The sequence below is a fragment of the Microbulbifer donghaiensis genome (genome assembly GCF_900129095.1).
In the GTDB taxonomy this organism is placed as follows: domain Bacteria; phylum Pseudomonadota; class Gammaproteobacteria; order Pseudomonadales; family Cellvibrionaceae; genus Microbulbifer; species Microbulbifer donghaiensis.
In genome coordinates this window covers 2,135,583-2,156,971 of record NZ_FQVA01000001.1, presented here as the reverse complement: position 1 = coordinate 2,156,971, position 21,389 = coordinate 2,135,583, and the positions used below count along the sequence as shown (strand labels likewise).

18 protein-coding genes are annotated in these 21,389 nt (G+C 62.8%); 4 read left to right on the top strand and 14 right to left on the bottom strand.

Annotated elements, in window-relative coordinates; genetic code table 11:
* Positions 1–42: 42 nt before the first annotated feature.
* From phoB to BUC36_RS09225, 3 genes are all read right to left on the bottom strand, one after another.
* Positions 43–747 carry a phosphate regulon transcriptional regulator PhoB gene (gene phoB / locus BUC36_RS09235; protein WP_073273918.1) on the bottom strand — a complete coding sequence of 235 codons (705 nt, stop codon included), beginning with the start codon at positions 745–747 and terminating at the stop codon, positions 43–45.
* Between the two features lie 111 nt (positions 748–858).
* Positions 859–1,740 (bottom strand): 4-hydroxybenzoate octaprenyltransferase, encoded by an 882-nt coding sequence (ubiA, locus tag BUC36_RS09230; protein WP_143186921.1) that lies wholly within the window; start codon positions 1,738–1,740, stop codon positions 859–861.
* A 13-nt stretch (positions 1,741–1,753) separates the two neighbouring features.
* Positions 1,754–2,350: a chorismate--pyruvate lyase family protein gene (locus BUC36_RS09225; protein ID WP_073273916.1), complete on the bottom strand. Its 597-nt coding sequence runs from the start codon at positions 2,348–2,350 to the stop codon at positions 1,754–1,756.
* Between the two features lie 169 nt (positions 2,351–2,519).
* Between BUC36_RS09225 and BUC36_RS09220 the strand changes: the two genes are divergently transcribed.
* Positions 2,520–3,824: a dicarboxylate/amino acid:cation symporter gene (locus BUC36_RS09220; RefSeq protein ID WP_073273913.1), complete on the top strand. Its 1,305-nt coding sequence runs from the start codon at positions 2,520–2,522 to the stop codon at positions 3,822–3,824.
* Between the two features lie 59 nt (positions 3,825–3,883).
* On the opposite strand, the gene BUC36_RS09215 is transcribed toward BUC36_RS09220, so the two are convergent.
* The 4 genes from BUC36_RS09215 to BUC36_RS09200 all read right to left on the bottom strand — a co-directional run bounded on the left by BUC36_RS09215 (position 3,884) and on the right by BUC36_RS09200 (position 8,607).
* A complete protein-coding gene (locus tag BUC36_RS09215) occupies positions 3,884–4,570 on the bottom strand; it encodes a hypothetical protein (RefSeq protein WP_073273911.1) in 687 nt (228 codons plus the stop codon).
* A 182-nt stretch (positions 4,571–4,752) separates the two neighbouring features.
* A complete protein-coding gene (locus tag BUC36_RS09210; protein ID WP_073273909.1) occupies positions 4,753–5,439 on the bottom strand; it encodes a hypothetical protein in 687 nt (228 codons plus the stop codon).
* A 163-nt stretch (positions 5,440–5,602) separates the two neighbouring features.
* The gene (gene recG / locus BUC36_RS09205; protein ID WP_073273907.1) at positions 5,603–7,687 is read right to left on the bottom strand and encodes an ATP-dependent DNA helicase RecG; all 2,085 of its coding nucleotides are present in this window, start codon (positions 7,685–7,687) and stop codon (positions 5,603–5,605) included.
* A complete protein-coding gene (locus BUC36_RS09200; protein ID WP_073273904.1) occupies positions 7,684–8,607 on the bottom strand; it encodes a hydrogen peroxide-inducible genes activator in 924 nt (307 codons plus the stop codon). The genes recG and BUC36_RS09200 overlap by 4 nt, the downstream gene beginning before the upstream one ends.
* A gap of 188 nt (positions 8,608–8,795) precedes the next feature.
* Here BUC36_RS09200 and BUC36_RS09195 point away from each other — a divergent pair, with 188 nt between their 5' ends.
* The 3 genes from BUC36_RS09195 (at position 8,796) to BUC36_RS09185 (ending at position 11,502) form a co-directional block, all read left to right on the top strand.
* Positions 8,796–9,056, top strand: a complete 261-nt coding sequence (locus BUC36_RS09195; protein ID WP_073273902.1) for a GlsB/YeaQ/YmgE family stress response membrane protein — start codon at positions 8,796–8,798, stop codon at positions 9,054–9,056.
* A gap of 234 nt (positions 9,057–9,290) precedes the next feature.
* Entirely contained in the window at positions 9,291–10,172 is an 882-nt protein-coding gene (locus BUC36_RS09190; protein ID WP_073273900.1) for an NAD-dependent epimerase/dehydratase family protein, read from the top strand.
* A 298-nt stretch (positions 10,173–10,470) separates the two neighbouring features.
* Positions 10,471–11,502, top strand: a complete 1,032-nt coding sequence (locus tag BUC36_RS09185) for a synaptic vesicle VAT-1 family membrane protein (RefSeq protein ID WP_073273898.1) — start codon at positions 10,471–10,473, stop codon at positions 11,500–11,502.
* 40 nt (positions 11,503–11,542) lie between these two features.
* On the opposite strand, the gene BUC36_RS09180 is transcribed toward BUC36_RS09185, so the two are convergent.
* From BUC36_RS09180 to BUC36_RS09150, 7 genes are all read right to left on the bottom strand, one after another.
* Complete coding sequence (locus BUC36_RS09180) at positions 11,543–11,926, bottom strand: RidA family protein (RefSeq protein WP_073273896.1); 384 nt, start codon at positions 11,924–11,926, stop codon at positions 11,543–11,545.
* Positions 11,927–12,274: 348 nt separating this feature from the next.
* Entirely contained in the window at positions 12,275–14,392 is a 2,118-nt protein-coding gene (spoT, locus tag BUC36_RS09175) for a bifunctional GTP diphosphokinase/guanosine-3',5'-bis pyrophosphate 3'-pyrophosphohydrolase (protein ID WP_073273894.1), read from the bottom strand.
* A 40-nt stretch (positions 14,393–14,432) separates the two neighbouring features.
* The gene (gene rpoZ, locus BUC36_RS09170) at positions 14,433–14,699 is read right to left on the bottom strand and encodes a DNA-directed RNA polymerase subunit omega (protein ID WP_073273893.1); all 267 of its coding nucleotides are present in this window, start codon (positions 14,697–14,699) and stop codon (positions 14,433–14,435) included.
* A 124-nt stretch (positions 14,700–14,823) separates the two neighbouring features.
* Positions 14,824–15,441: a guanylate kinase gene (gene gmk, locus BUC36_RS09165; RefSeq protein ID WP_073273891.1), complete on the bottom strand. Its 618-nt coding sequence runs from the start codon at positions 15,439–15,441 to the stop codon at positions 14,824–14,826.
* A 269-nt stretch (positions 15,442–15,710) separates the two neighbouring features.
* Entirely contained in the window at positions 15,711–16,955 is a 1,245-nt protein-coding gene (locus BUC36_RS09160) for a sterol desaturase family protein (RefSeq protein ID WP_073273887.1), read from the bottom strand.
* A gap of 264 nt (positions 16,956–17,219) precedes the next feature.
* A complete protein-coding gene (locus BUC36_RS09155) occupies positions 17,220–19,286 on the bottom strand; it encodes a S8 family peptidase (protein ID WP_073273885.1) in 2,067 nt (688 codons plus the stop codon).
* A gap of 746 nt (positions 19,287–20,032) precedes the next feature.
* Entirely contained in the window at positions 20,033–21,265 is a 1,233-nt protein-coding gene (locus BUC36_RS09150; protein ID WP_073273883.1) for a glycosyltransferase, read from the bottom strand.
* Positions 21,266–21,389 lie beyond the last annotated feature (124 nt).

Below are 21,389 nucleotides of genomic sequence, written 5' to 3'. Positions count from 1 at the left end.
GGGGCGCCCTGCGGGCGTCCAATTTCGCTCCAGGCGAAATTGTCACACTTTTTCCGCGGTTTGCACAGAAAAGCGGTAGCCGGTACCGCGCACTGTCTGGATATAGCGATCGTGTCCATCCACGGCCAGCGCCTTGCGCAGGCGGCGGATATGTACGTCGACGGTGCGCTCTTCCACATAGACGTTGCCGCCCCACACGTGGTCCAGCAGCTGGGTGCGGGTGTAGGCGCGCTCCTGGTGGGAGAGGAAGAAGGTCAGCAGGCGGAACTCGGTCGGGCCCATTTCCACCGGCTGGCCGTTGATAGTCACCCGGTGGCTCAGCGGATCCAGTACCAGACCGCCGGCGGTCAGCGGCTCCTCCGGGGTGGAGGGTCCGGCGCGGCGCAGTACCGCCTTGAGGCGCGCGACCAGCTCGCGCGGCGAGAAGGGCTTGGTAATGTAGTCGTCGGCGCCTGTCTCCAGCCCCTTGATCTTGTGGTCTTCCTCGCCCTTGGCGGTGAGCATGATGATCGGCAGCGAGGCGGTCAGTTCGTCGCGCTTCAGGCGGCGGGCCAGCTCGACCCCGGATACATCCGGCAGCATCCAGTCGAGCAGAATCAGGTCGGGCTTCTCGTCGATGACCAGCGCGTGGGCTTCCTGGGCGTTCTCGGCTTCAATGCAGCGATACTCCGCCATCTCCAGTGCCACACGCAGCATATCGCGTACGGGGGCTTCGTCATCGACGATCAGGATCGTTTTACTGTGCATCTTCCTGCGGTACCCGCTTCATTTGTCAGTTTCTTCCCTCTACGGGTCGAAGATTAAACGGCATTTTCATGACAAATATATGACGAGCGTAAAGTGATCCCCAGGCAGCGCCTAACTGAGCAGGTAGTGGAAAAAAATTCCGGCAAATATCGCGGCGCCGACCCAGTTGTTGTTCAGAAAGGCACGAAAGCACGCCTCTCGTTCGCGGTCGCGTATCAGCCACTGCTGATAGGCGAAGAGTGCCGCGGCGACAGTGAGGCCGCTGTAAAAGAACGCGCCCAGCTCGAAGCGCTGGCCGATCAACAGCAGGGCAAACAGCACCAGCAGCTGCAGCGCGCCGGTCATGGCCTTGTCCATGTCGCCGAACAGTATCGCCGTGGATTTGACACCGATCTTGAGGTCGTCATCCCGGTCCACCATCGCGTAGAAGGTATCGTAGCAGACGGTCCACAGCAGGTTGGCGGTATACAGCAGCCACGCCTGCGCCGGAACTTCGCCGGTCGCAGCGGCAAAGGCCATCGGAATTCCCATGCTGAACGCCGCGCCCAGTACCACCTGCGGCATATGGGTAAAGCGCTTGGCGAACGGATAGCAGAATGCCAGAGCCACGGCGGGCAGTGACAGCAGAATCGTCAGGCGGTTGGTGGTCAGCACCAGCAGGAAGGCCAGCAGGCAGAGGGCGGCGAACAGCGCCAGGGCGCCGCGCGGGCTGACGCTGCCGGTGGCGAGCGGCCGCGCCGCGGTGCGCTGCACGTGGCCGTCGATATTGCGGTCGGCGAAGTCGTTGATGGCACAGCCGGCGGCGCGCATCAGCAGCACGCCGAGGGTGAACACCGCGAACAGGTGCAGGCCGGGCCAGCCCTCTGCCGCCAGCCACAGCGCCCACCAGGTGGGCCACAGCAACAGTAGCGAACCGATGGGCCTGTCCAGGCGCGCCAGCTGCCAGTAGGGCAGAGCCGCCGGCCAGCGTTGGGATAGTTGTTGGCTGATCACGGGGATTCCTCGGTTAATCGGTTTCGGCCACGGCCCCTGCTGCCGCCAGCGGCGCCCGTTCGGGCTGGAAGGCGTCCAGGAAGACCTCGGCAACCAGCAGCGGCTTGTCCCGCAGCCAGAACGTCGAGCGGCGTCCCCAGGCGTTCGCGCCCTCGGCGGCCAGCTCGGCAAGCTCGCTGTGCGGGTTGCGGCTCAACTGGTTCAGGACAATCGGCCCGCGGCGGATATCCGGTTCACTAAACAGCAGCTCGCCCAGCGGGCGGTTATCCAGGCTGCGCAGATAGCGGGATTTGCCCTGCAGGCTGCGCATCGGCAACACACTGCGCGCGTAGACCCAGGGCCGGCCACGGCCGTATAGCAGCACCTCGCGCACCAGTGCGCGGCTGCGATCGCGCAGATGCAGTGCGCGGCGCTCCTCCAGCCGCGGCTGCTGCCAGCCCTGGCTCAGCACCTGCACGCGGAAGTCGCCGCCGCTGGCCTGCTTGAGTGCGGCCGTGAGCGAGCCGGGGTGCAGCAGCCAGGGTAGCAGTGCCGGCGGCGGCTGCCGGTGCAGTGACTCAAGCGGCTGCGTGAGCCAGTCACCGGCGGGTTCAAATGGAGATTGATACAACGGAAACTCCGCAAACTTGCCAGAAGGCGCAAACGGGCATTGTACCGTGGTCGACGGCGGCAGGTCAGGGGTAGAGGCGGTTTGTGGGGCTCTCTTTTTGCCCCGCGCCGCGCCAGTGGCTATAGTGCTCCGCTGCGATTACAACAACAAATTAATGAGAAGCTGTTCCATGGGCCTCACTACCAAGATCCTGATCGCGATGCTGTTGGGCATTGTCGTCGGTGTGCTGTTCAACTTCCTCAATGCCAGCCAGCTGCTCGGCAGCGGCGTCACCGAGGCCATCAACGGTTACCTCACCGAGGGGCTGTTCGATATCGTCGGCCGCATTTTTATCGCGTCCCTGAAGCTGATGGTGGTACCGCTGGTGCTGGTGTCGCTGGTGTGCGGGGCCTGCGCCCTTTCCGAGGGGCACCGAATCGGCCCGCTGGCCGGCAAGACGGTACTGCTCTATCTGCTGACCACTGCTGCGGCGATATCGCTGGCGCTGGCCATGGCGCTGATCATCCAGCCGGGCGTCGGTGTGGATGTGGCCCCGGGCGGGGCCTTTGAGGCGAAGGAGTCACCGCCGCTGTCCGATGTGTTGGTGAATATTTTCCCGACCAACCCGGTGGCGGCCATGGCCCAGGGCAATATGCTGCAGATCATCGTGTTTGCGCTGCTGATGGGCTATGCCATCTCACGTTGCGGGGAACCGGGACGCCGTGTTGCGGCTTTCTTCAATGACCTCAATGAGGTGATCCTGCGCATGGTCGGGGTGCTGATGGTGTTCGCCCCCTACGGCGTGTTCGCGCTGCTGGCGAAAACCTTCGCGACTCTGGGAGTCGAATTCATCCTGGATCTCGGCAAGTACTTCCTGGTCGTGCTCGGCACTTTGCTGCTGCACGCGCTGGGTGTCTACTCGCTGCTGCTGAAACTGCTGTCCGGCCTCAACCCGATTGAACTGATCAAGAAGATGCGCCCGGCGATGGTGTTCGCATTCAGTACCGCCTCCTCCGCAGCCACGCTGCCGGTCACCCTGTCGACCGTGGAGAAGCGCCTGGGTGTGGACAACAAGGTGGCCGCCTTCACGATCCCGCTCGGCGCCACCATCAATATGGATGGCACCGCGATTATGCAGGGGGTCGCCACGGCATTTATCGCCCAGATGTACGGGATCGAGATCGGCCTGATGGGTTACCTCACGGTTATCCTGACGGCGACCCTGGCTTCCGTCGGCACTGCCGGTGTACCCGGTGTCGGCCTGATCATGCTGGCCATGGTGTTGCAGCAGGTAGGGCTGCCCCTGGAGGGCATTGCCATTGTGATGGGCGTCGACCGGCTGCTGGACATGGTGCGCACCGCAGTGAATATCACCGGTGATTCCGTCGTGAGTGCGATAGTGGCGAAAAGTGAAGGCGCGCTGTCTGAGGAAACCTTCTACGACCGCAACTACGAGAGCGTTGCCAACGGGCGCGGTGCCGCAGCGGCACAGTGATGGAGAATAACTTCGTGGGTGCACCGGGTGCACCCACGACGGTTTTTTCGCGCGGCTATTCAGCCTGACAGCAGATCCCGCAACTCATCGGCCTCCAGGTCGTCTTCGATCTCATCGAGGATTTCCTCCACCAACTTCGACAGCGCCAGCTTGATGGCTTCTTCGGTGTTGTCTTCAGTGGCGCTGCCATTTCCGGAAGATTTCACCCGGTACTCCTGGTGAATCTTCATTTTGGCGATGTCCAGCTTGCGCTCGCGCAACAGGCGATCATTGAAACTTCTCAGCGCGTAGTGAAATTCGCCCCCGACCTCAATGGTACCGCTTTCCAGATCGACGCCGTCGGTGCTCTGCAGCGTGCTGAAGTGCTTTACCACCTTCACGTTTAACTGGTTGTGCAGCGATAGCAACCCTTCCCGGTCTACCAGCGGAATTTCCTCTTCGACAAAAAAAGCCTGCAGCTGCGCATTGAGGGCAATTTCCAGATAGGTCCGGTACTTGCGCAGCGCGGCATCCTTCATCGAGCTCAGGTTGCCCCCCTCCCCCGCCTGGGCCAGCAGCATGGCCAGGCTGGCACTGTTCACAGGCATGGGTACGTCGATGGCAATTTCGGCCGGGCGGATCCTGAGGCTGGGGTTCTGGTCGTCGCCGCCAAAACCGAGGAAGCCACCCTGGGCCAGTGCGGCCGGGGTGGTAGAAAACAACAGCAGACCGGTCAGTGCCAGTCCGCGCTTGGTGATTCTCGTCACCGGACTCTCCCAGGTTTCTTGTTATCGATAAGACGCGATTTAATATCGCGCGGATACTTCAGGTGAAACCCAAGGCTGCCACTATGGCGACGAACTGGCAAAAAATTGCGTGACCATATGGTCTGTTCTGGTGTTCTGTGATCTCGGCCGCAGGCGGGCGCGGCCCGATCTGTCTGTTCGGCTCAGCGGGCGGCCAGCGCCTGCAGCTGGTCCGCTTCCAGCTGATCCTCGGCGCGATCCAGTAGCCGTTTCACCATTTCCACCAGCGCTTCCTCGATAGCCGCGTTGGTGGTGTCCTCGACCTCACCGCCGTCGTGTGGCGTCTTTACCCGGTACTTCTCCGTGATGCGCAGGCTGCCGATGTCGATTCGCTGCTCGCTTAGGGTGCTGCCGGCAGCATTCTGCAGGCGGTAGTGAAAATCGCCGGACAATTCCAGGGTGCCGCGCTCGAGCTCATATTTTCCCGAGTCTTTCAGGTCGTTGAGCTGTTTGCTGACAGAAAGGGAGATGGAGGTTCGCAAGCTCAGCATGCCGTTCTGCTGTACCAGCGGTACCTCTTCGTCGGCGAAGAATTCCTCCAGCTGGCTGTGGTATTCGCGCTGCAAGCGCGTGCTGAACTTCTGTGCGGCCTGTTCTTTCAGTGCGCTGAGGCTGTTACCGCCGTCGGCCTGCGCCAGCAGCAGCGCCAGATTGTTGCCCTGTACCGGAGTGGGGACGTCCACGGCGATTTCCGCCGGAACCAGGGTCAGGCTGGGGATGTATTCATCGTCTCCCGCGCCGAAGAAACCGCTTTGCGCAATTGCCGCGCTGTTGATACACAGGAGCAGTAGGCCAATCTGCGCCGGCCTGAAAAAAGATAGGTAGTGCACGAGACTCTCCCTGAGTTCTCTCGGATTTATCGCTGTTATTAGAATTGTGCCGCCGTTGTTCGACGATCTTGTGCTGTGGGGTCAGGCTGCCATCAGCGCGCGTGCAGCGCAAAAATATTGGTGACCAAAAAGAAAGGATTGGTATTGGAGATAGACCGAATGGTCAGGCTTCGGCGAAGCGCGGCTTGTTCTGCAGCCAGCGCGCGATCAGCTGGTGGCGCAGGTCCGCGCCCAGCGACGGGGAGGCGGCGATCCTCTGTACCTGCGGCAACAGCTGTGCATCCCGCTGCAGATCGGCGATGCGGTGCTGAATTTCGCCGGTCTGGCGGGTACCGAGAATCTCGCCGGGACCGCGCAGGCGCAGGTCCTCTTCGGCGATGGCGAAGCCGTCGCTGTGTTGCCGCAATGCCTGCAGGCGCGCGCGGCCGTTCTGCGACAGCGGCGTGCCGTACAGCAGCACGCAGTGGCTGGCGATGGAGCCGCGGCCGACGCGGCCGCGCAGCTGGTGCAGCTGCGCCAGGCCGAGACGCTCCGGATTTTCGATGATCATCAGGCTGGCATTGGGCACGTCCACGCCGACCTCGATCACCGTGGTGGCCACCAGCAGGTCCACGTCACCGGCCTTGAAGGCATTCATGACCCGCTCTTTCTCGTCGGGTTTGAGGCGCCCGTGCACCAGCGCGATACGCACGCCCTGTAATACTTTCGCGAGCTCACTGGCGGTGGTCTCGGCGGCCTGCGCCTGCAGGCTCTCGGATTCCTCGATCAGCGTGCAGACCCAGTAGGCCTGGCGGCCGTCGGCCACCGCACCCTGCACCCGCTCCATCACCTGGTCGCGGCGGTCGTTGGAGATGGCCACCGTATTGATCGGCTGGCGACCCGGCGGCAGTTCATCGATCACCGAGCAGTCCAGGTCGGCGAAGGCGGACATGGCCAGGGTGCGGGGAATCGGCGTCGCGGTCATGATCAGCTGGTGTGGCTGCAACCTGCCGGTTGCGCCACTCGCCGCACCCTTCTCGCGCAGTTCCAACCGCTGGCGCACACCGAAGCGGTGCTGTTCATCAATGATGACCAGCGCCAGGTTGTGAAACACCACCTCGGGCTGGAAGAGTGCGTGAGTACCCACTACCAGCTGGGCCGCGCCGCTGGCGACGGCGGCGAGCTGGCTGCGGCGCTCGGCGGCCTTGAGACTGCCGGTCAGCAGCGCCACCGAAATACCCAGCGGTTCCAGCCAGGCGCTGAAGTTGCGCCGGTGCTGTTCGGCGAGAATTTCTGTCGGCGCCATCACGGCCACCTGGGCGCCGGCGCCGATCCCCTTCAATGCGGCGAGCGCGGCCACCAGGGTTTTGCCGGCGCCGACATCGCCCTGCAGCAGCCGCATCATCGGGCGGCCGCGGGCCAGATCTGCGGCTATCTCCGCACAGACGCGCTGCTGTGCGCCGGTCAGGGCAAACGGCAGCCGGGCGAGGAAGTCCCGCTCCAGCGCCTCGTTGGCGGGCAGCGGTGGCGCGGCGATTGCCGAACTGCTCTTGCGCAGCTCCAGCAGGCTCAAATGGTGGGCCAGCAGTTCTTCCAGCGCCAGCCGCTGTTGGGCCGGGTGTACCCCGGCGGCCAGCTGCGCCAGGTCGGCTCCGGCCGGGGGCGAGTGCAGATACTGCAGGGCGGCGCCCAGTGGGTAGCGCATTGACTGCGGCAGGAGCTCGGTGGGCAGCAGCTCGCTAACGCCGCCCTCGTTCAACAGTGCCAGCGCCTGTTGCACCAGGCCGCGCAGGCGCGCCTGGCTGACGCCCTCGGTCAATGGGTACACCGGGGTCAACGTTTCCGGTGTGGCCGGCGCTTCGGTGTCGACCAGTTCGGTTTCCGGATGGTAGAGCTCCAGGCCGGCGGCACCGCGCCGCGCCTCGCCATAACAGCGCAGGCGCGCGCCGCGGGCGAAGCGGCTTTTCTGTGCGGCAGTGAAATGGAAGTAGCGCAGCGAGATGGTGCCGCTGCCATCCTGCAGGCGTACTATCAGGCTGCGGCGGCGTCCGAACACTACGTCGGCGGCGCGCACCTCGCCCTCGATTACCGCATCGACGCCGGGCAACAGTGCCGCTATCGGCGTGATGCGGGTGCGATCCTGATAGCGCAGTGGCAGGTGAAACAGCAGATCCTGCACGGTGGCGATATGCAGTTTGGCCAACACCTCGGCAAACTTGTCGCCGACGCCTTTTAGCGCCGTCACCGACAGCTCCGCGAGATTACTCACTGTTCTTTCAGCTGACACTGGCTGATGGCCTCGCGCAATATGTCGATGGCGCGATGGCGCGGAAAGCTGGCCCGCCAGGCGAGCGCTACCGTGCGCCGCGGGCCCGGCGGTGTAAACGGACGGGTCTCCAGCAGGCCGCTGGCGTACTGGGAGGCGGTGGCGGCGGACATCGGCAGTACCGTGATGCCGAGACCCGATGCCACCATATGGCGCAGTGTTTCCAGCGAGCTGCCGTCCGCGGCGGTGCGGATGCGCCCGCTGCCCGACTCTTTTTCGATCGTCTGCTGCAGTTGCGGGCAGGCCTCGAGTACCTGGTCGCGGAAGCAGTGCCCCTCGCCCAGCAGCAGTACATTGTCCTGGGACAGCTGCTCCGGCGAGATACTCTGCTGCTGCGCGAGCGGGTGGCCGGAGGGCATCAGTACCACGAAAGGCTCGTCATACAGCGGCTGGGTGACCACATCCGGCTCGGTAAACGGCAGCGCGATGATAATCGCATCCAGTTCGCCCTTGCGCAGGCGCTGGCGCAGCGTGGCGGTATAGCCCTCTTCCACATAGAGCGGCATATCCGGCGCCAATCGCTGCAGCTGCGGAATAAAGTGCGGGAACAGATAGGGGCCGATCGTGAAAATGGCACCTACCGACAGTGGGCTGGCGAGCTGGTCCTTGCCGGCACTGGCGATGTCCTTGATTGCGGCGGACTGCTCCAGCACCAGCTGGGCCTGCGCGACGATGCGCTCGCCCAGCGGCGTCGCCTGGACGCGGGTCTTGGAGCGCTCGAACAGCGCCACGCCCAGCTCCTTCTCCAGTTTTTTCACCGCGATGGACAGCGTCGGCTGGCTGACATAACAGCGCTCGGCGGCGCGGCCGAAATGCTGTTCCTGGGCCAGGGTCACTATGTAGCGCAATTCATTGAGTGTCATGGCTGAGACAATTAGCTGATTGCTGGTGATAGCAATTATTCATAAATAATAGCCGCTGGCCAACGGTGAGCGTGACCGAGTGTATCGAAACGGAGAATTAGAAAAAATTGCTATTTGTGCGATGGGTTTTGCGATTACGGCGCAAAATTTTGCTATATGTGTAGGGACACATTGAGCGGAGCATCGCCATGGGTATCTTTTCCTGGATTATTCTCGGGCTGATTGCCGGAGCATTGGCGAAGTGGATCATGCCGGGGCCCGACCCGGGCGGCTGGATCGTCACGATGGTTATCGGCATAGTCGGTGCCTTTATCGGCGGCTGGCTGGGCTCCCTGGTCGGCATTGGCGGACCGGTGACCGGTTTTGGGATCGGTGACATTATTACCGCCACGATTGGTGCGATAATCTTCCTGGCTGTCTACCGCATGCTGAAACGGCGCAGCAGTTAGAAAATGAAGGGGCAGGTTCCGGTGCGGCGTGCGCGCTTCGCGCCGGGACCCGAAGTATGACAATACCCGCACATCGTGGCGGGATTATTTTTTTCGGTGAGGTGAATACCCTCGGACCCTGTTTGGTGGGGAGTTTCCTGGGCTAGCGGCTTCTCCGACGGGGTTAACAACTAAAAAAATTGGGGAATGCGGCACGGAAGCGCAGTATCGGCTCGCGTCTTTGCCCGGACTTTTATGGCACAAGAAAAACTTTGGATCCTGGGTTGCGGGGACCTGGGTGCGCGCTTGGCACTGCACCTGAACCGGCAGGAGTACAGCGTCTACGGCATGAGGCGCAACCCGCTGGTGGCCCTGGCCAGCAAGCGCCGGGCGGACGTGGTCAACTGGCGACGCGGCGATGCCACCAAGCAGGCGGACATCGAGCGGCTGCTGGCCGATGGCGCCGATGTGGTGCTCGCCACCTTTACCCCGGACGAACACACGCAAGGTGGCTATCACCGCGCCTATATCGATACCGCTACGGCGCTGGCCAAAGCACTGGTGAACCTGCCGAAACCGCCGCGCCTGTTGATCTGGGTTTCGTCGACCCGTGTCTACGGCCAGAGCGGTGACCAGCTGATCGACGAGCAGACGCCGGCCATTCCCAGTGGCTTCCAGGGCGACATTCTGCTGGCGGCGGAAGAGATTATCCGCAGTGCCGTACCGACAACCTGTGTGGTGCGCTTTGCCGGCATCTACGGCCCGGGCCGGGATCGCCTGTTGTCGCAAGTGCGGGCCGGCCGCTGCGCGCCGCCGCAACCGCCACAGTTCAGCAACCGCATTCATATCGACGATTGCATCGGCTTTCTGATCCACCTGATCGAGAAGCACAAGCAGGGCGGCTCGCCGGAGCAGCTGTATATCGGCGCCGACTGTATACCGGTACCCATGTACGAACTGCAACAGTGGCTGGTCAAGGCAATGGGTTACACCAGCGCGCACCTGCGCGAAATCGTGCAGACCAGCGAGCGCCGCTCGAAGAAACTCAGCAACAAACGCATGCTGGCGAGCGGATACGAGATGAAATACCCGGATTACAGATCCGGCTACAGCGCCCTCCTCGAATCTGAGGGCTGAACTGCGCGCTCAGCGAGCACTGCTCGCTGCGCAGTTCAGCGCCCGGCCAAGGAAGGCCGGGCCGGAATTAGCCCCATGGAAGGCTGCTTGAGATGAACTATCCCGCGCGCTAAGCGAGCACTGCTCGCTGCGCAATTTAGCGCCCGGCCAAGGGCCGCAGGCGCCGCGAATGCCTGGAGCGGCCGGACTGGCCGGGCCGGAATTAGCCCCACGGAAGGCTGCTTGCGATACCCTAGCCCGCGCGCACAGCGAGCAAAGCTCGCTGAGTGACTAACTCCCGCCCGAATAGCGTTTCCCCATGACCACCACTCACCGCACTTTCTGGCAAACCCCAAAGGCCGGCAACATCGCCAGGTTGACCCGACAAACGGAACGGCTCTCCGCCCTGCCCCCCGATCAGGTTCGCATTGCCGTGCGGGCCGTGGGCCTCAATTTCGCCGATATTTTCGCCCTGACCGGACTCTACTCCGCCACGCCGGCCGGGGCTTTTATCCCGGGCCTGGAGTTTGCCGGCACCGTAGTGGAAGTCGGCACTGACGCGGCCGGCTTTGCGCCGGGTGACCGGGTCATGGGAGTGACCCGCTTCGGTGGCTATACGTCGGTGATCGACAGCGAGCCGGACTACCTGATGCCGCTGCCGGACGGCTGGGATTTTGCCCAGGGGGCGGCCTGGCCGGCGCAGACGTTGACGGCCTGGTATGCCCTGACGCGACTCGGCGTCCTGCAGGCCGGCCAGCGAGTGCTGATTCACAGTGCCGCCGGCGGCGTGGGGCTGCAGGCGATGAAGCTGGCGCGAGCCTTGGGCGCCGAACCGGTGGGCACCGTCGGCAGCGCGGCCAAGGCATCCTGGCTCGGCGAACAGGGTTTCGCATCTGTACTGGTTCGCGAGCGGGATTTCGCCCGGCAGCTGCAGCGGCAGGACCTGCACTTCGATCTGGTCCTCGATGCCATCGGCGGCAGGGTGCAGCGAGCCAGTTTCGCCGCGCTCAAACCGATGGGGCGGCTGGTGGTGTTCGGTGCGGCCGAATTTACCCCGACGGGACTGCGCCCGAATTACCTGAAGGCGGCCTGGCGCTATCTGCGGCGCCCGCGCTATGACGTCATGGAGATGATCAGCAGTAACCGCTCGGTGCTGGCGTTTAACCTGATCTGGCTGTGGGAGCAGCAGGCGGAGATGCGGGTGCTGCTGGCGGAACTGAATCAGGTGCCGCTACCGCCACCGCACGTGGGGCAGCGGTTCTCGTTCGACGACGCGCATGCGGCGCTGGAATTGCTGCGCTCTGGTCAGTCGGTGGGCAAGGTGGTGTTGGAACTGGATCACGGCTGCTAGGCGGCCAGCCTTTCGGGCCGACCACCCAGCGGAAATCGGATCAGATGACCATGACCCCTTCCGCCTCGAACAGCGAGCCCTTCGGCAACTCCTTTACACCCACCGCCGCGCGCGCCGGATAGGGTTCCTCAAAGAACTCAGCCATCACCTCATTGACGGTGGCGAAGTTGCTGAGGTCGGTCAGGTAAAGATTCAGTTTGACGATATGCTGCAGGGAACCGTTCGCCGCCTCGCACACCGCCTTCAGGTTGCGAAATACCTGGTGCGCCTGGTCGGCGAAATCGCCGGACACGATTTCCATTGTCTGTGGGTCCAGCGGAATCTGCCCGGACAGGTAAACGGTGCTGTCGACCTTGACCGCCTGGGAATAGCTGCCGATAGCGGCCGGAGCCTTGTCGGTCTTGATTACGGCGCGGTTGGTCATGGGGTACTCCGTTACTATCTAAACGAGTTTGCTGAAAAAGAAAGCGGGAGAATATAGCGCGGTTTCCGGGGGAATGGGAGAGAACCCGTGTGACCGCCAAGCGATTTGCGTACCCCGTCCACTTTCAAGGGGATTGTCGAGATCATCCCTGTTCCTTCACGCCGGATACAGCAAAGGCGTCCGCAGGGGAGGCTGCAACTCATGCATTGAGGATCGGCGGCAGAACGTTGGCAGACGATTGCCGATCAGGTTGTCTGCCAGAGTTCTGCCGCCGGTCCGGGGTTTGGGATTCGCGCTGCTGCGCTACCGGGCGTTTGCGGAAATCTGGCGTGGCGAGAATCCGGGTCGTTAAGGGCGCGCGATCCGAATGACCGATGGCAGGTTGCGCAGCCGCTTCATGACGCGCGCCAGGTGTACGCGGTTGCTGACCTCAAGGGTCAGGGATATCACACTGTTGTGCGCGTCTTTCTCGTCCACGTGGATCTGCTCGATGCTGGCGCCTTCCTCGGTGATGCGGGTCGCCAGGCGGGCGATGATGCCGCGCTCCGACTCCACTTCCACGCGCACATCGCCGAGAAACTCCCCTTTTACGTCCGGTGACCAGTTCACCAGCATGATGTTTTCCGGGTGCTCGCGGAATTCGTTGGTGTTGCGGCAGGTATCCCGGTGTACCACCACACCCTTGCCGGAACTGATGTGGCCGATAATCGTATCGCCCGGAATCGGGCGGCAGCAGCGCGCAAAGCTGATCATCATGCCCTCCTGGGCGTCGATGGTCAGTGGCGAGGAGATGTTGCTGGCCTCGGCCTCCTCGCTGCCAGACGGTGCCAGCAGTTTGGCAGCTGAGAAAGCGACCTTGTTGCCGAGGCCGATCTCCTCCAGCAGTTTGTCGAGGGTCGCGCACTTGGCCTCGTGCAGGCCCTTCTGCAGTTGTTCCTCGCTCAGCTCTTCGAGGCTTGTGTTGAATTTGCCGAGGGCTTTTTCCAGCAGGCGCCGGCCCAGGGCGATAGAGTCGTGGTGACGCTGGTGCTTGAGGAAGTGGCGAATCGCACTGCGCGCTTTCGCGGTCACGACGAAATTGAGCCAGGTCGGGTTTGGCTGCGCATTGCGACGCGTGAGAATTTCCACTTTCTGTCCGCTTTCCAGCGGCTGCGACAAGGGTGCCAGGCGCTGGTTGATGCGCACCGCGACACAGGAGTTGCCGATATCCGTGTGCACCGAGTAGGCGAAGTCCACGGCCGTGGCGCCCGCCGGCAGATCGATGATCTCGCCTTTTGGCGTGAACACGTAGACCTCGTCCGGGAACAGGTCGATCTTCACGTTCTCGATAAATTCCAGCGAGTCGCCGGCGCGCTGCTGCATCTCCAGCAGGCCCTGTACCCAGCGCCGCGCGCGCACCTGGCTGGTGCCACCGGTATTGATGACCTCATCGCCGGAGGCCTTGTAGAGCCAGTGCGCGGCAATGCCGCTGTTGGCCATCTCGTCCATTTCCTTGGTGCGCACCTGCACCTCGATCGGCACCCCGTGCATGCCCAGCAGCACCGTGTGCAGTGACTGGTAGCCGTTGGACTTGGGAATCGCGATGTAGTCCTTGAACTCGGAAATGACCGGCTTGTACAGGTTGTGCATCACACCCAGCACCCGGTAGCAGGCGTCGACACTGTCGACGATGATGCGGAAGGCGTAGACGTCCATGATTTCCTTGAACGACTTCTTCTTCGCTCGCATCTTCTGGTAAATGCTGTACAGGTGCTTTTCGCGACCGATGACCAGCGCATCGATAGCCTCGCGCTGCAGGCGCACCTCGATGGCGTTCTGAATTTTCTCCAGCAGTTCCTTGCGGTTGCCGCGCGCGGCCACCAGTGCCGCGCGCAAACGGCTCGCGCGCAGGGAGTGGATGGCGAAGAAGGCGCGGTCCTCGAACTCGATACGCACGTCGTTCATGCCCAGGCGGTGGGCGATGGGAGCGTAGATCTCCAGGGTCTCGCGGGCGATGCGCGCGCGCTTCTGGGGCTTGAGAGCCCCCAGGGTGCGCATGTTGTGCAGGCGGTCGGCGAGTTTCACCAGGATCACGCGAATATCCCGCGCCATCGCCAGGGCCATCTTCTGGAAGTTTTCCGCCTGTTTTTCCGCCGGGCTGTCGGTCTCAAACTGGGTGAGCTTGGAGACGCCGTCCACCAGGTCCGCCACCTCGTCACCGAACTGTTCGGCCAGCGCCGCCTTGGGGATGGCGGTGTCCTCGATGACGTCGTGGAGCATGGCCGCGGCCAGGCTCTGGTGATCCATGTGCATGCCGGCCAGTATCGTGGCGACCGCCAGCGGGTGGGTGACATAGGGTTCGCCGGAGCGGCGCTGCTGACCGTCGTGGGCCTGCTCCGCGTAGAAATAGGCGCGGCGAACTATCTGGATCTGGTCGGGGGGCAGGTACGAAGAGAGGCGGTGGGCCAGACTATCGATGGTGTGCAAAGCCGCGCGCGCCTCTCTGTGGGTTCCAGTCGGGGATAGATCAGATTTCCTGATCGGACAGGTAGGCCGGGGCGGCCATGGACGGTGCCGGAGCCACTTCTTCTTCCGGCTCGTCGAGAATGCTGGCGTCCACCAGGCCTTCCTCGATCTCGCGCAGGGCGATTACCGTCGGCTTGTCGTTCTCTTCCGGGACCAGCGGATCTTTGCCGCCAGTGGCGATCTGGCGGGCGCGCTTGCTGCCCACGATAACCAGTTCGAAGCGGTTGTCGACGTGCTCGAGGCAATCTTCAACAGTAATACGTGCCATAAACTTTCGATTCCATCTAATTTGGCGCGCCGCACGCGCGCAGTGGGTGCCCGGGGGGCGAATTCTTTACGGGTGACCGGCTATTTTACCGGACCGCGGAGTGTACGCAATTCGATCAATCGGCTCAATGGCGCAGCAGTGCCTGTAGCAGCTCGCCGTGGCGCTCCTGTTGCCGTTCCAGGCGCTGGCGCTGCGCGGTAATGATTGCGCGCAACTCGTGCAGCGCCTCGTCGAAATTGTCGTTGATCACCAGGTAGTCGGCCTCTACATAGTGGGTCATTTCGTCGATCGCCTGGTCCATGCGGCGCTCGATCACGCTCTGCTCATCCTGGCCGCGGCCGGTCAGGCGCTCGCGCAGTGCCTGCTGGGATGGCGGCAGAATGAAGATGCCGACGGTGTCCGGCAGCTGCCGGCGCACCTGGGCGGCGCCCTGCCAGTCGATCTCCAGAATGACATCGCGGCCGCTGGCCAGGGTCTCCTGCACCCACTCCTTGGATGTGCCGTAGAAGTTGTCGAAAACCTGCGCGTGCTCGAGGAAGGCATCCCGATCGAGCATCTGCAGGAATTCATCGCGCTCCACGAAGTGGTAGTTGATACCGTGCTGCTCGCCCGGGCGCATGGTTCTGGTGGTGTGGGACACCGACACCGTCACGTCACGGTCACTGTCCACCAGTGCCTTCACCAGGCTGGTCTTCCCCGCACCGGAGGGCGCGGACACGGTATATAGGGTTCCTGTTTGCACAACTGATCCTGTTTCCGGGCTAATGCGCCGGCCATTATACCTGAGGGAAGAGAAACTGACGGCGTTAGCGGAACGGGAGTGGAGTCTGGCAAGAAATGGGTAAAAGGCTAAACCCCGGCCGGGATTGGGGGGAGTGTTGGGATTTTCAGGCACACGATACTCACCAAAAAACTACATGGCGCATGTGTCCCTGAGCCCGGCCGGGATCGCCCAGCGGAAGCTTGCTCAATCACCACCTACCCCCTGCGACTGAGTGTTGCTCCCTGTTGCTAATCGCTAACGAGAGCGACTGTATCTTCTTTGTCCGTAAAAGCCAACCACCACCAGGTCAGCGCGCTGACCGCCACATAGCCGACCAGAGAGGTGGACAGGGTCGCCGGCAGCAGTGGCAGCGCGGCGATCAACACTGCCAGGCGCACCAACTCCGCAACCCTGGCCCAGCTGTGGCCGTTGAGGATGCGGCCATTGGCGATCAGGCCCAGTGCGAGCAGCGCCACCGCCACCAGTTGCTGTGAATAATCCAGCTGTTGCGCGTACCAGAGCAGAGCCAGGGTGCCGCCGGAGTATATGAGGTGCTGCAACAGTGCATAGATGCGCCGGCCGCGGCCGATCTGCGGGTCGAAGCGTTCGAAGTGCTCCAGGTCGCAGGACGGCACCGGCATCGCCGCCTCCGCATCTGCCGGCCGGTAGCCGGTGCGGCGGAACCACAGCGTGAACTTGTCCCACCAGCTCTTCGTGTACCAGGCATCCAGAGCCATGCGCTTGTAGTGCTGCAGGTTGGCCGCCAGCGGGTCGAAGTTGTTCAGCGGCTTGCGCACCCCGTAGATACAGGGCTCCTGTTTCAGCTCTTCCTGATAGGTGCCGAACAGGCGGTCCCAGATAATGAAGACGCCGCCGTAGTTCCTGTCCACATAGACCTTGTTCTGCGCGTGGTGCACCCGGTGGTTGGACGGGGTTACGAAAATCCACTCCATCCAGCGCACTTTCGGGAATTTCTGCGTGTGCACCCAGAACTGGTAGATCAGGTCGATGGCGCCGGCAGTGATCATCAGCTCCGCCGGCAGGCCGATCAGCAGCAGCGGCAGGTAGAAGATCCAGCCGATCGGCAGGCCGCCGCACGGCTGTCGCAGCGCGGTGGTCAGGTTGTAGTCCTCGCTCTGGTGGTGCACCAGGTGGTCGGCCCAGAAGATATTGATCTCGTGGGCGAAACGGTGTTTCCAGTAGTAGCAGAAGTCGTAGGCGACCACTGCCAGCAGCAGGTGCCAGGGATTGGCCGCCGACCAGCTGAAGCCGACAGTCTCATAGTAGGGCGTCAGCAGCTGATACAGCGGGATGTAAATCAGCAGCCCCACGCCCTTGCGCACCAGGCCGGTGATACGGCTCAGGATGCCGGCACTCAGGCTGCCGATGGCGTCGTTGAGGCGGTAAAGGCCCCAGCCGCGCCAGCGGTCCAGCGCCAGTTCCACCAGTACTGCGATCAGGAAAAACGGAATGGCCAGGGTGATGAGATTCACGATTACCTCTTCTTGTTGTTATCTACCCTCGGTATCGGGGCACTTTGCCACAGCGGCGTCACGTGGCAAATGTCCACAGGGGGCGGATTTCGGAATCCGTTAGAGTCCTGGTGGGAAGGAGTGGCTTCTCGCGCTATCAAATAGTGGCTGCGAGCAACTCGCCCAGGAAGGCCAACAGTGATTCGTTACGATCGGGCGCGACAGACAAAAGAAAGGCCGGCAAATGCCGGCCTTTCCCGTTAGCACATCGGTAACTGACTCTGATCAGGGGCTGGCCTGTGCATCCAGGGTCACACCGGAATAACTGCTGTAACCGCGGATACTGATATACCAGGTACCCGCTGCCGGGTTGCTGATATTGCAGCTCTCGTCGTTGCCCCACTTGTAGGGGCGGCAGTCGTAGTTGCTGGTGGTCGGCTGGGCACCGTGGCGCACATAGAGATCGCCGTCGCCGCTGCCACCGGACATCTGCACATCCAGGGTCGCCATGCCCGCATTGACGTTCAGGGTGAAGTGCTGCCACGAGGCCTGGCTGCCGGACAGATTGGTCTCGGTCCAGCCGCTGGCACCGCCGCCACTGCCGCCCTCGTCGAAGCTGCCGACCAGGCTGAGGCCGGAGAAGCTGCTGTAGGCGCGGACCATCACATAGTAGGTGCCGGCCTGCACATTGGAGATGCTGCAGGTCTCGTTGTTGCCATTCAGGTACGGGCGGCAGTCGTAGCTGCTGGTAGTCGGCGCCGAGCCGAACTTCACATACAGGTCCGCATCGCCGCTACCGCCGGAGATCTGGAACTGCAGGTTCGAGGCACCCGCCGGTACTTCCAGGGTAAACGACAGTTCTGCACCGCTGCTGGCGGACAGGTTTGTCTCGGCTACGCCATTTTCCAGCACGCCATCGCCCGGGCCCGGATCGCCGCCACCGTCGCCGGCCGCTGCCACCGCTGCGGCCGCGTCAACGATACCGGCGCCGCACTGGCTGCAGGAGGCCGGGAAGCTGCGCGCGGTGCTGGTCAGGATCGACTCCACTTCGGTCGGAGTCAGGGTCGGATCCACCGCATAGAGCAGCGCGGCGGCGCCGGCCACGTGCGGGGTGGCCATGCTGGTGCCCTGGTAGAAGGCGTAGTTGTCACTGCCGGGGCCCTGGGTACCGCTGTTCAGCGTGGAAAGCACGCCGTTGCTCGATACCGAGGTGTCACCGCCGGGCGCCGCGACATCCACCACGCTGCCGTAGTTGGAGTACCAGGCGCGACCGCCGGACCTGTCGACCGAGGCGACGGTGACGACGCCGGAGCAGTTGGCCGGGGTCGAGTTGCTGGCGTTGGTGTTTTCATTGCCTGCGGCCACTACCACGGTGCTGCCGAGGCTGCGCGCGGTGTTGATCGCATTCTGGGTGGTGCTGCCACAGCTGCCGCCGCCACCCAGGCTCAGGTTCAGAACCTGGGCCGGATTGGCATTGGCGGGCACGCCGCTGACGGAGCCGCCGGCGCCCCAGATAATGGCGTCGGCAATATCCGAGGTGTAGCCGCCACAGCGGCCCAGCACCCGGATCGGCACCACCTTGGCCTTGTAGGCGACACCGGCCACGCCGATACCGTTGTTGGTCGCGGCCGCCACGGTACCGGCAACGTGGGTGCCGTGCCAGCTGCTGTTGCTGGCCGGCGAGCCCGAGTAGCAGGCACCGGCCGGGGCCCAGTCGCCCTCGTCACTGGCGTCGCTGTCGCGGCCGTCGCCGTCTCGGGCCACGGTGGAGTCCGAAATCATGTCGTAGCCCGGCAGCAGGTTATCCACCAGATCCGCATGGGGGCGGTAGCCGGTATCGATCACCGCGACCACGACGCCCTCGCCCTGGGTGGTGTCCCAGGCGGTCGGCAGATTCAGGCCGCCGGTGGCTTCGAAATAGTGCCACTGCTGGTTGTAGCTTGGATCAGTGGGGGTGGCCATCGGCTGCATCAGCAGGTCCGGCTCAGCGTATTCGACGTTCGGATCCTGCTGCAGGCGGCCGATGATCTCCGCCATCTCGGCATTGCCCTTGCGGCCATTCAGCCGCATCAGCTGAGCGCCGGTGGCCAGGCGGCGCATATGGCGCAGCTCGGTGCCGGCCAGGCGCGAGGCATGCTCCAGCGCAGTCTGCGACATGCTGGATGCCATGCCCATTTGGGTGGCGTTTTTGTATTTGACGATGATGCGATCGGTCATCGGCTGTGCAATAACCGGTGCGGCTGCCGGTGAGTTGATCTCGACCGCGTGCGTCGCCAATGGCAGCGCGCAGACGAGCGAGGCTGCGGTCAGCAGCGCTGACTTCTGCAGCAGGTTTTTTAGCGTTGGTTTCATTGTTGCTAGGATCTCCGTAATTATTTTTATCGGACACGCCCGGGTGCTGCATAGGCGCGCCTGGTTAGCGCTGATAGTTCGCTAACACTGGTTTCCTCCCTGACCGCTAGAAAAACTTTTTCCACTAGAGAGGCCGGTGTTGCGCCGACTTGCCGCAAAGCTCAGCAGCGCTGATTCGCTGCACAGGAAGCGCGGCACAGGCACAAATACCGTTTCGCGCATAAGGATGAATATCCTAATGCTTGCCTGTAACGGAAATGTCTTACTAAGCCTCAGCTAGTTTTCAGGACAATATTTGGAATAAGGCGCCAAATGGCAATTAGTTGGGGTACGACCGTGCCGGTCAAAAAATAAGTGAGAAGTGGGTCGCGGTGGATATGCGAAGCCCGGGTGGCGTGCACCGTCACGGTGCGGATATGTTGAGGAAGCGGGGAGATTAAAAAACAGCGCGCGAAGGAACCGTTTTTCGGTGCCCTATTGGCGGGGGATGTAGGGCTGACCGGCGCTCATTAATCAAATCAATTCGGTTACCACTCGATGTTTTGCGCCTAAACAAGAGCTAACTGGGTTACCGCCTTCGTTGGCGGTGTACTTTTGGCTGTTCGCACTCTGTTGATACAGGTTGGAGCCGGACTGGCACACCGACCTCACCACCCTCACGCCCCGCAGCCGCCTGCATTTCATCGGCGCCACCACCGCACTGGCTCAGAACGGATTGCGAGGTGTAGCAGCAGTCTGAACACATTCTATGTGTCTTCTGCCCCTTTGTTTTTGGCTTCAATCCAGCGACTCATAAATTCCTCGGCGCGGTGTTCGCTGCGCCTTAGGATGCGCCCCCAAATCTGCCGGTTGCGATGTTCCTCCAGGTTCGCGGCGGTGGCCTCCAGTCGTTCGATAAACGCGGCGGCGTGGCGCTGGTAGGCAAACCCGGTTTTGAGCGCTTGGGTGCCCGCGTCACGCGCGGTGAGCCAGGCGCTTTTGCTTTGATAGAGGTGTGCGGTGGTCGCCGCGAACCGATCAGGGGTGTCGCTAAGCGAATATCCCCAGGCATCTTCAGGCGCCATCGACTCGGCGCCGATGGGCGTGGTGACTACAGGCGTGCCGGTAAGCCAGCCCTCCAAGATCTTGCCTTTTTGCCCGGCGCCGAAGCGCAGCGGCGCCAGGTTCAGTCGGTAGCGGGCCATCGTGGCCTGCGCATCCTCGGTGCGCCCGCGGATTCGAAGTCCCGTGGCCGGATCACTGAGGCGCTGCATCGCGTGATCAGAGTAGGCGCCATAGACGTGGCACTCCACACCGGGCAGCAGTGAACGCAGCTGCGGCCAGACTTCCTGCGCAAACCAGGTGGTGGCATCCCGGTTGGGCGCGTGTTTAAAGCCGCCGATCATCACCAGGTGCTGGCGCTCGTCGAAGCCAGGCAGCGCCCTGGCGTCGGGCAGTTCCCGCACCAGAAATGGCAGGTAGTGCAGTTGCCAGTCGGGCAGGCAAAAGTGCTGCTTCAGCAACTCCACCTCGACCTGAGAAATCATCACGGTGAGATCGCAGCGGGCCATGGCCGCGATCTCGCGCTCAGCAGTGGGGTGAAACAGGTTTAGCGGTTGGCCGCTTTTGAGCGCCTGGTGGCGCGCCTCGCGCAGGCTGTGGAAATCGCTGGTATCGAGCAGCGTGAGCGCCTGTGGGCACTGTTCGCGCACCCGCCAGCCAAACTGCTCTTCCATCACGAAGCGATCGTAGATCACGAGTGTGGGATTCAATGCGCGCACCCACTGATCAAAGCCGGCGTCATTGACCGCGATGCGGTGTTCGCCGTATCCGGTCGCGGCCTGGAAGGGTGTGGGCTGGGCGGGGCTGGCGATCTCCACGCAATAGCCGGCCTCGGCGAGCAGGTCGAGAATATCCAGTGTGCGCCGACCGGCAGCCGTGGAAGCGGGCTCGGGCCACTGTTTGGCGAGCAGCAGCGCCCGCCTGACGGGCGCGCTCACGGCCTGGCCACGTGGTTTGGTTGTGCTGCGCGCCGAGAGGGAAAGGGTATAGCCGGGATTAACCGACGGGCTATAGAGGTCGAGGCATTCGCGCTGGACGCGTAGCGATACAAGCGGTACATCT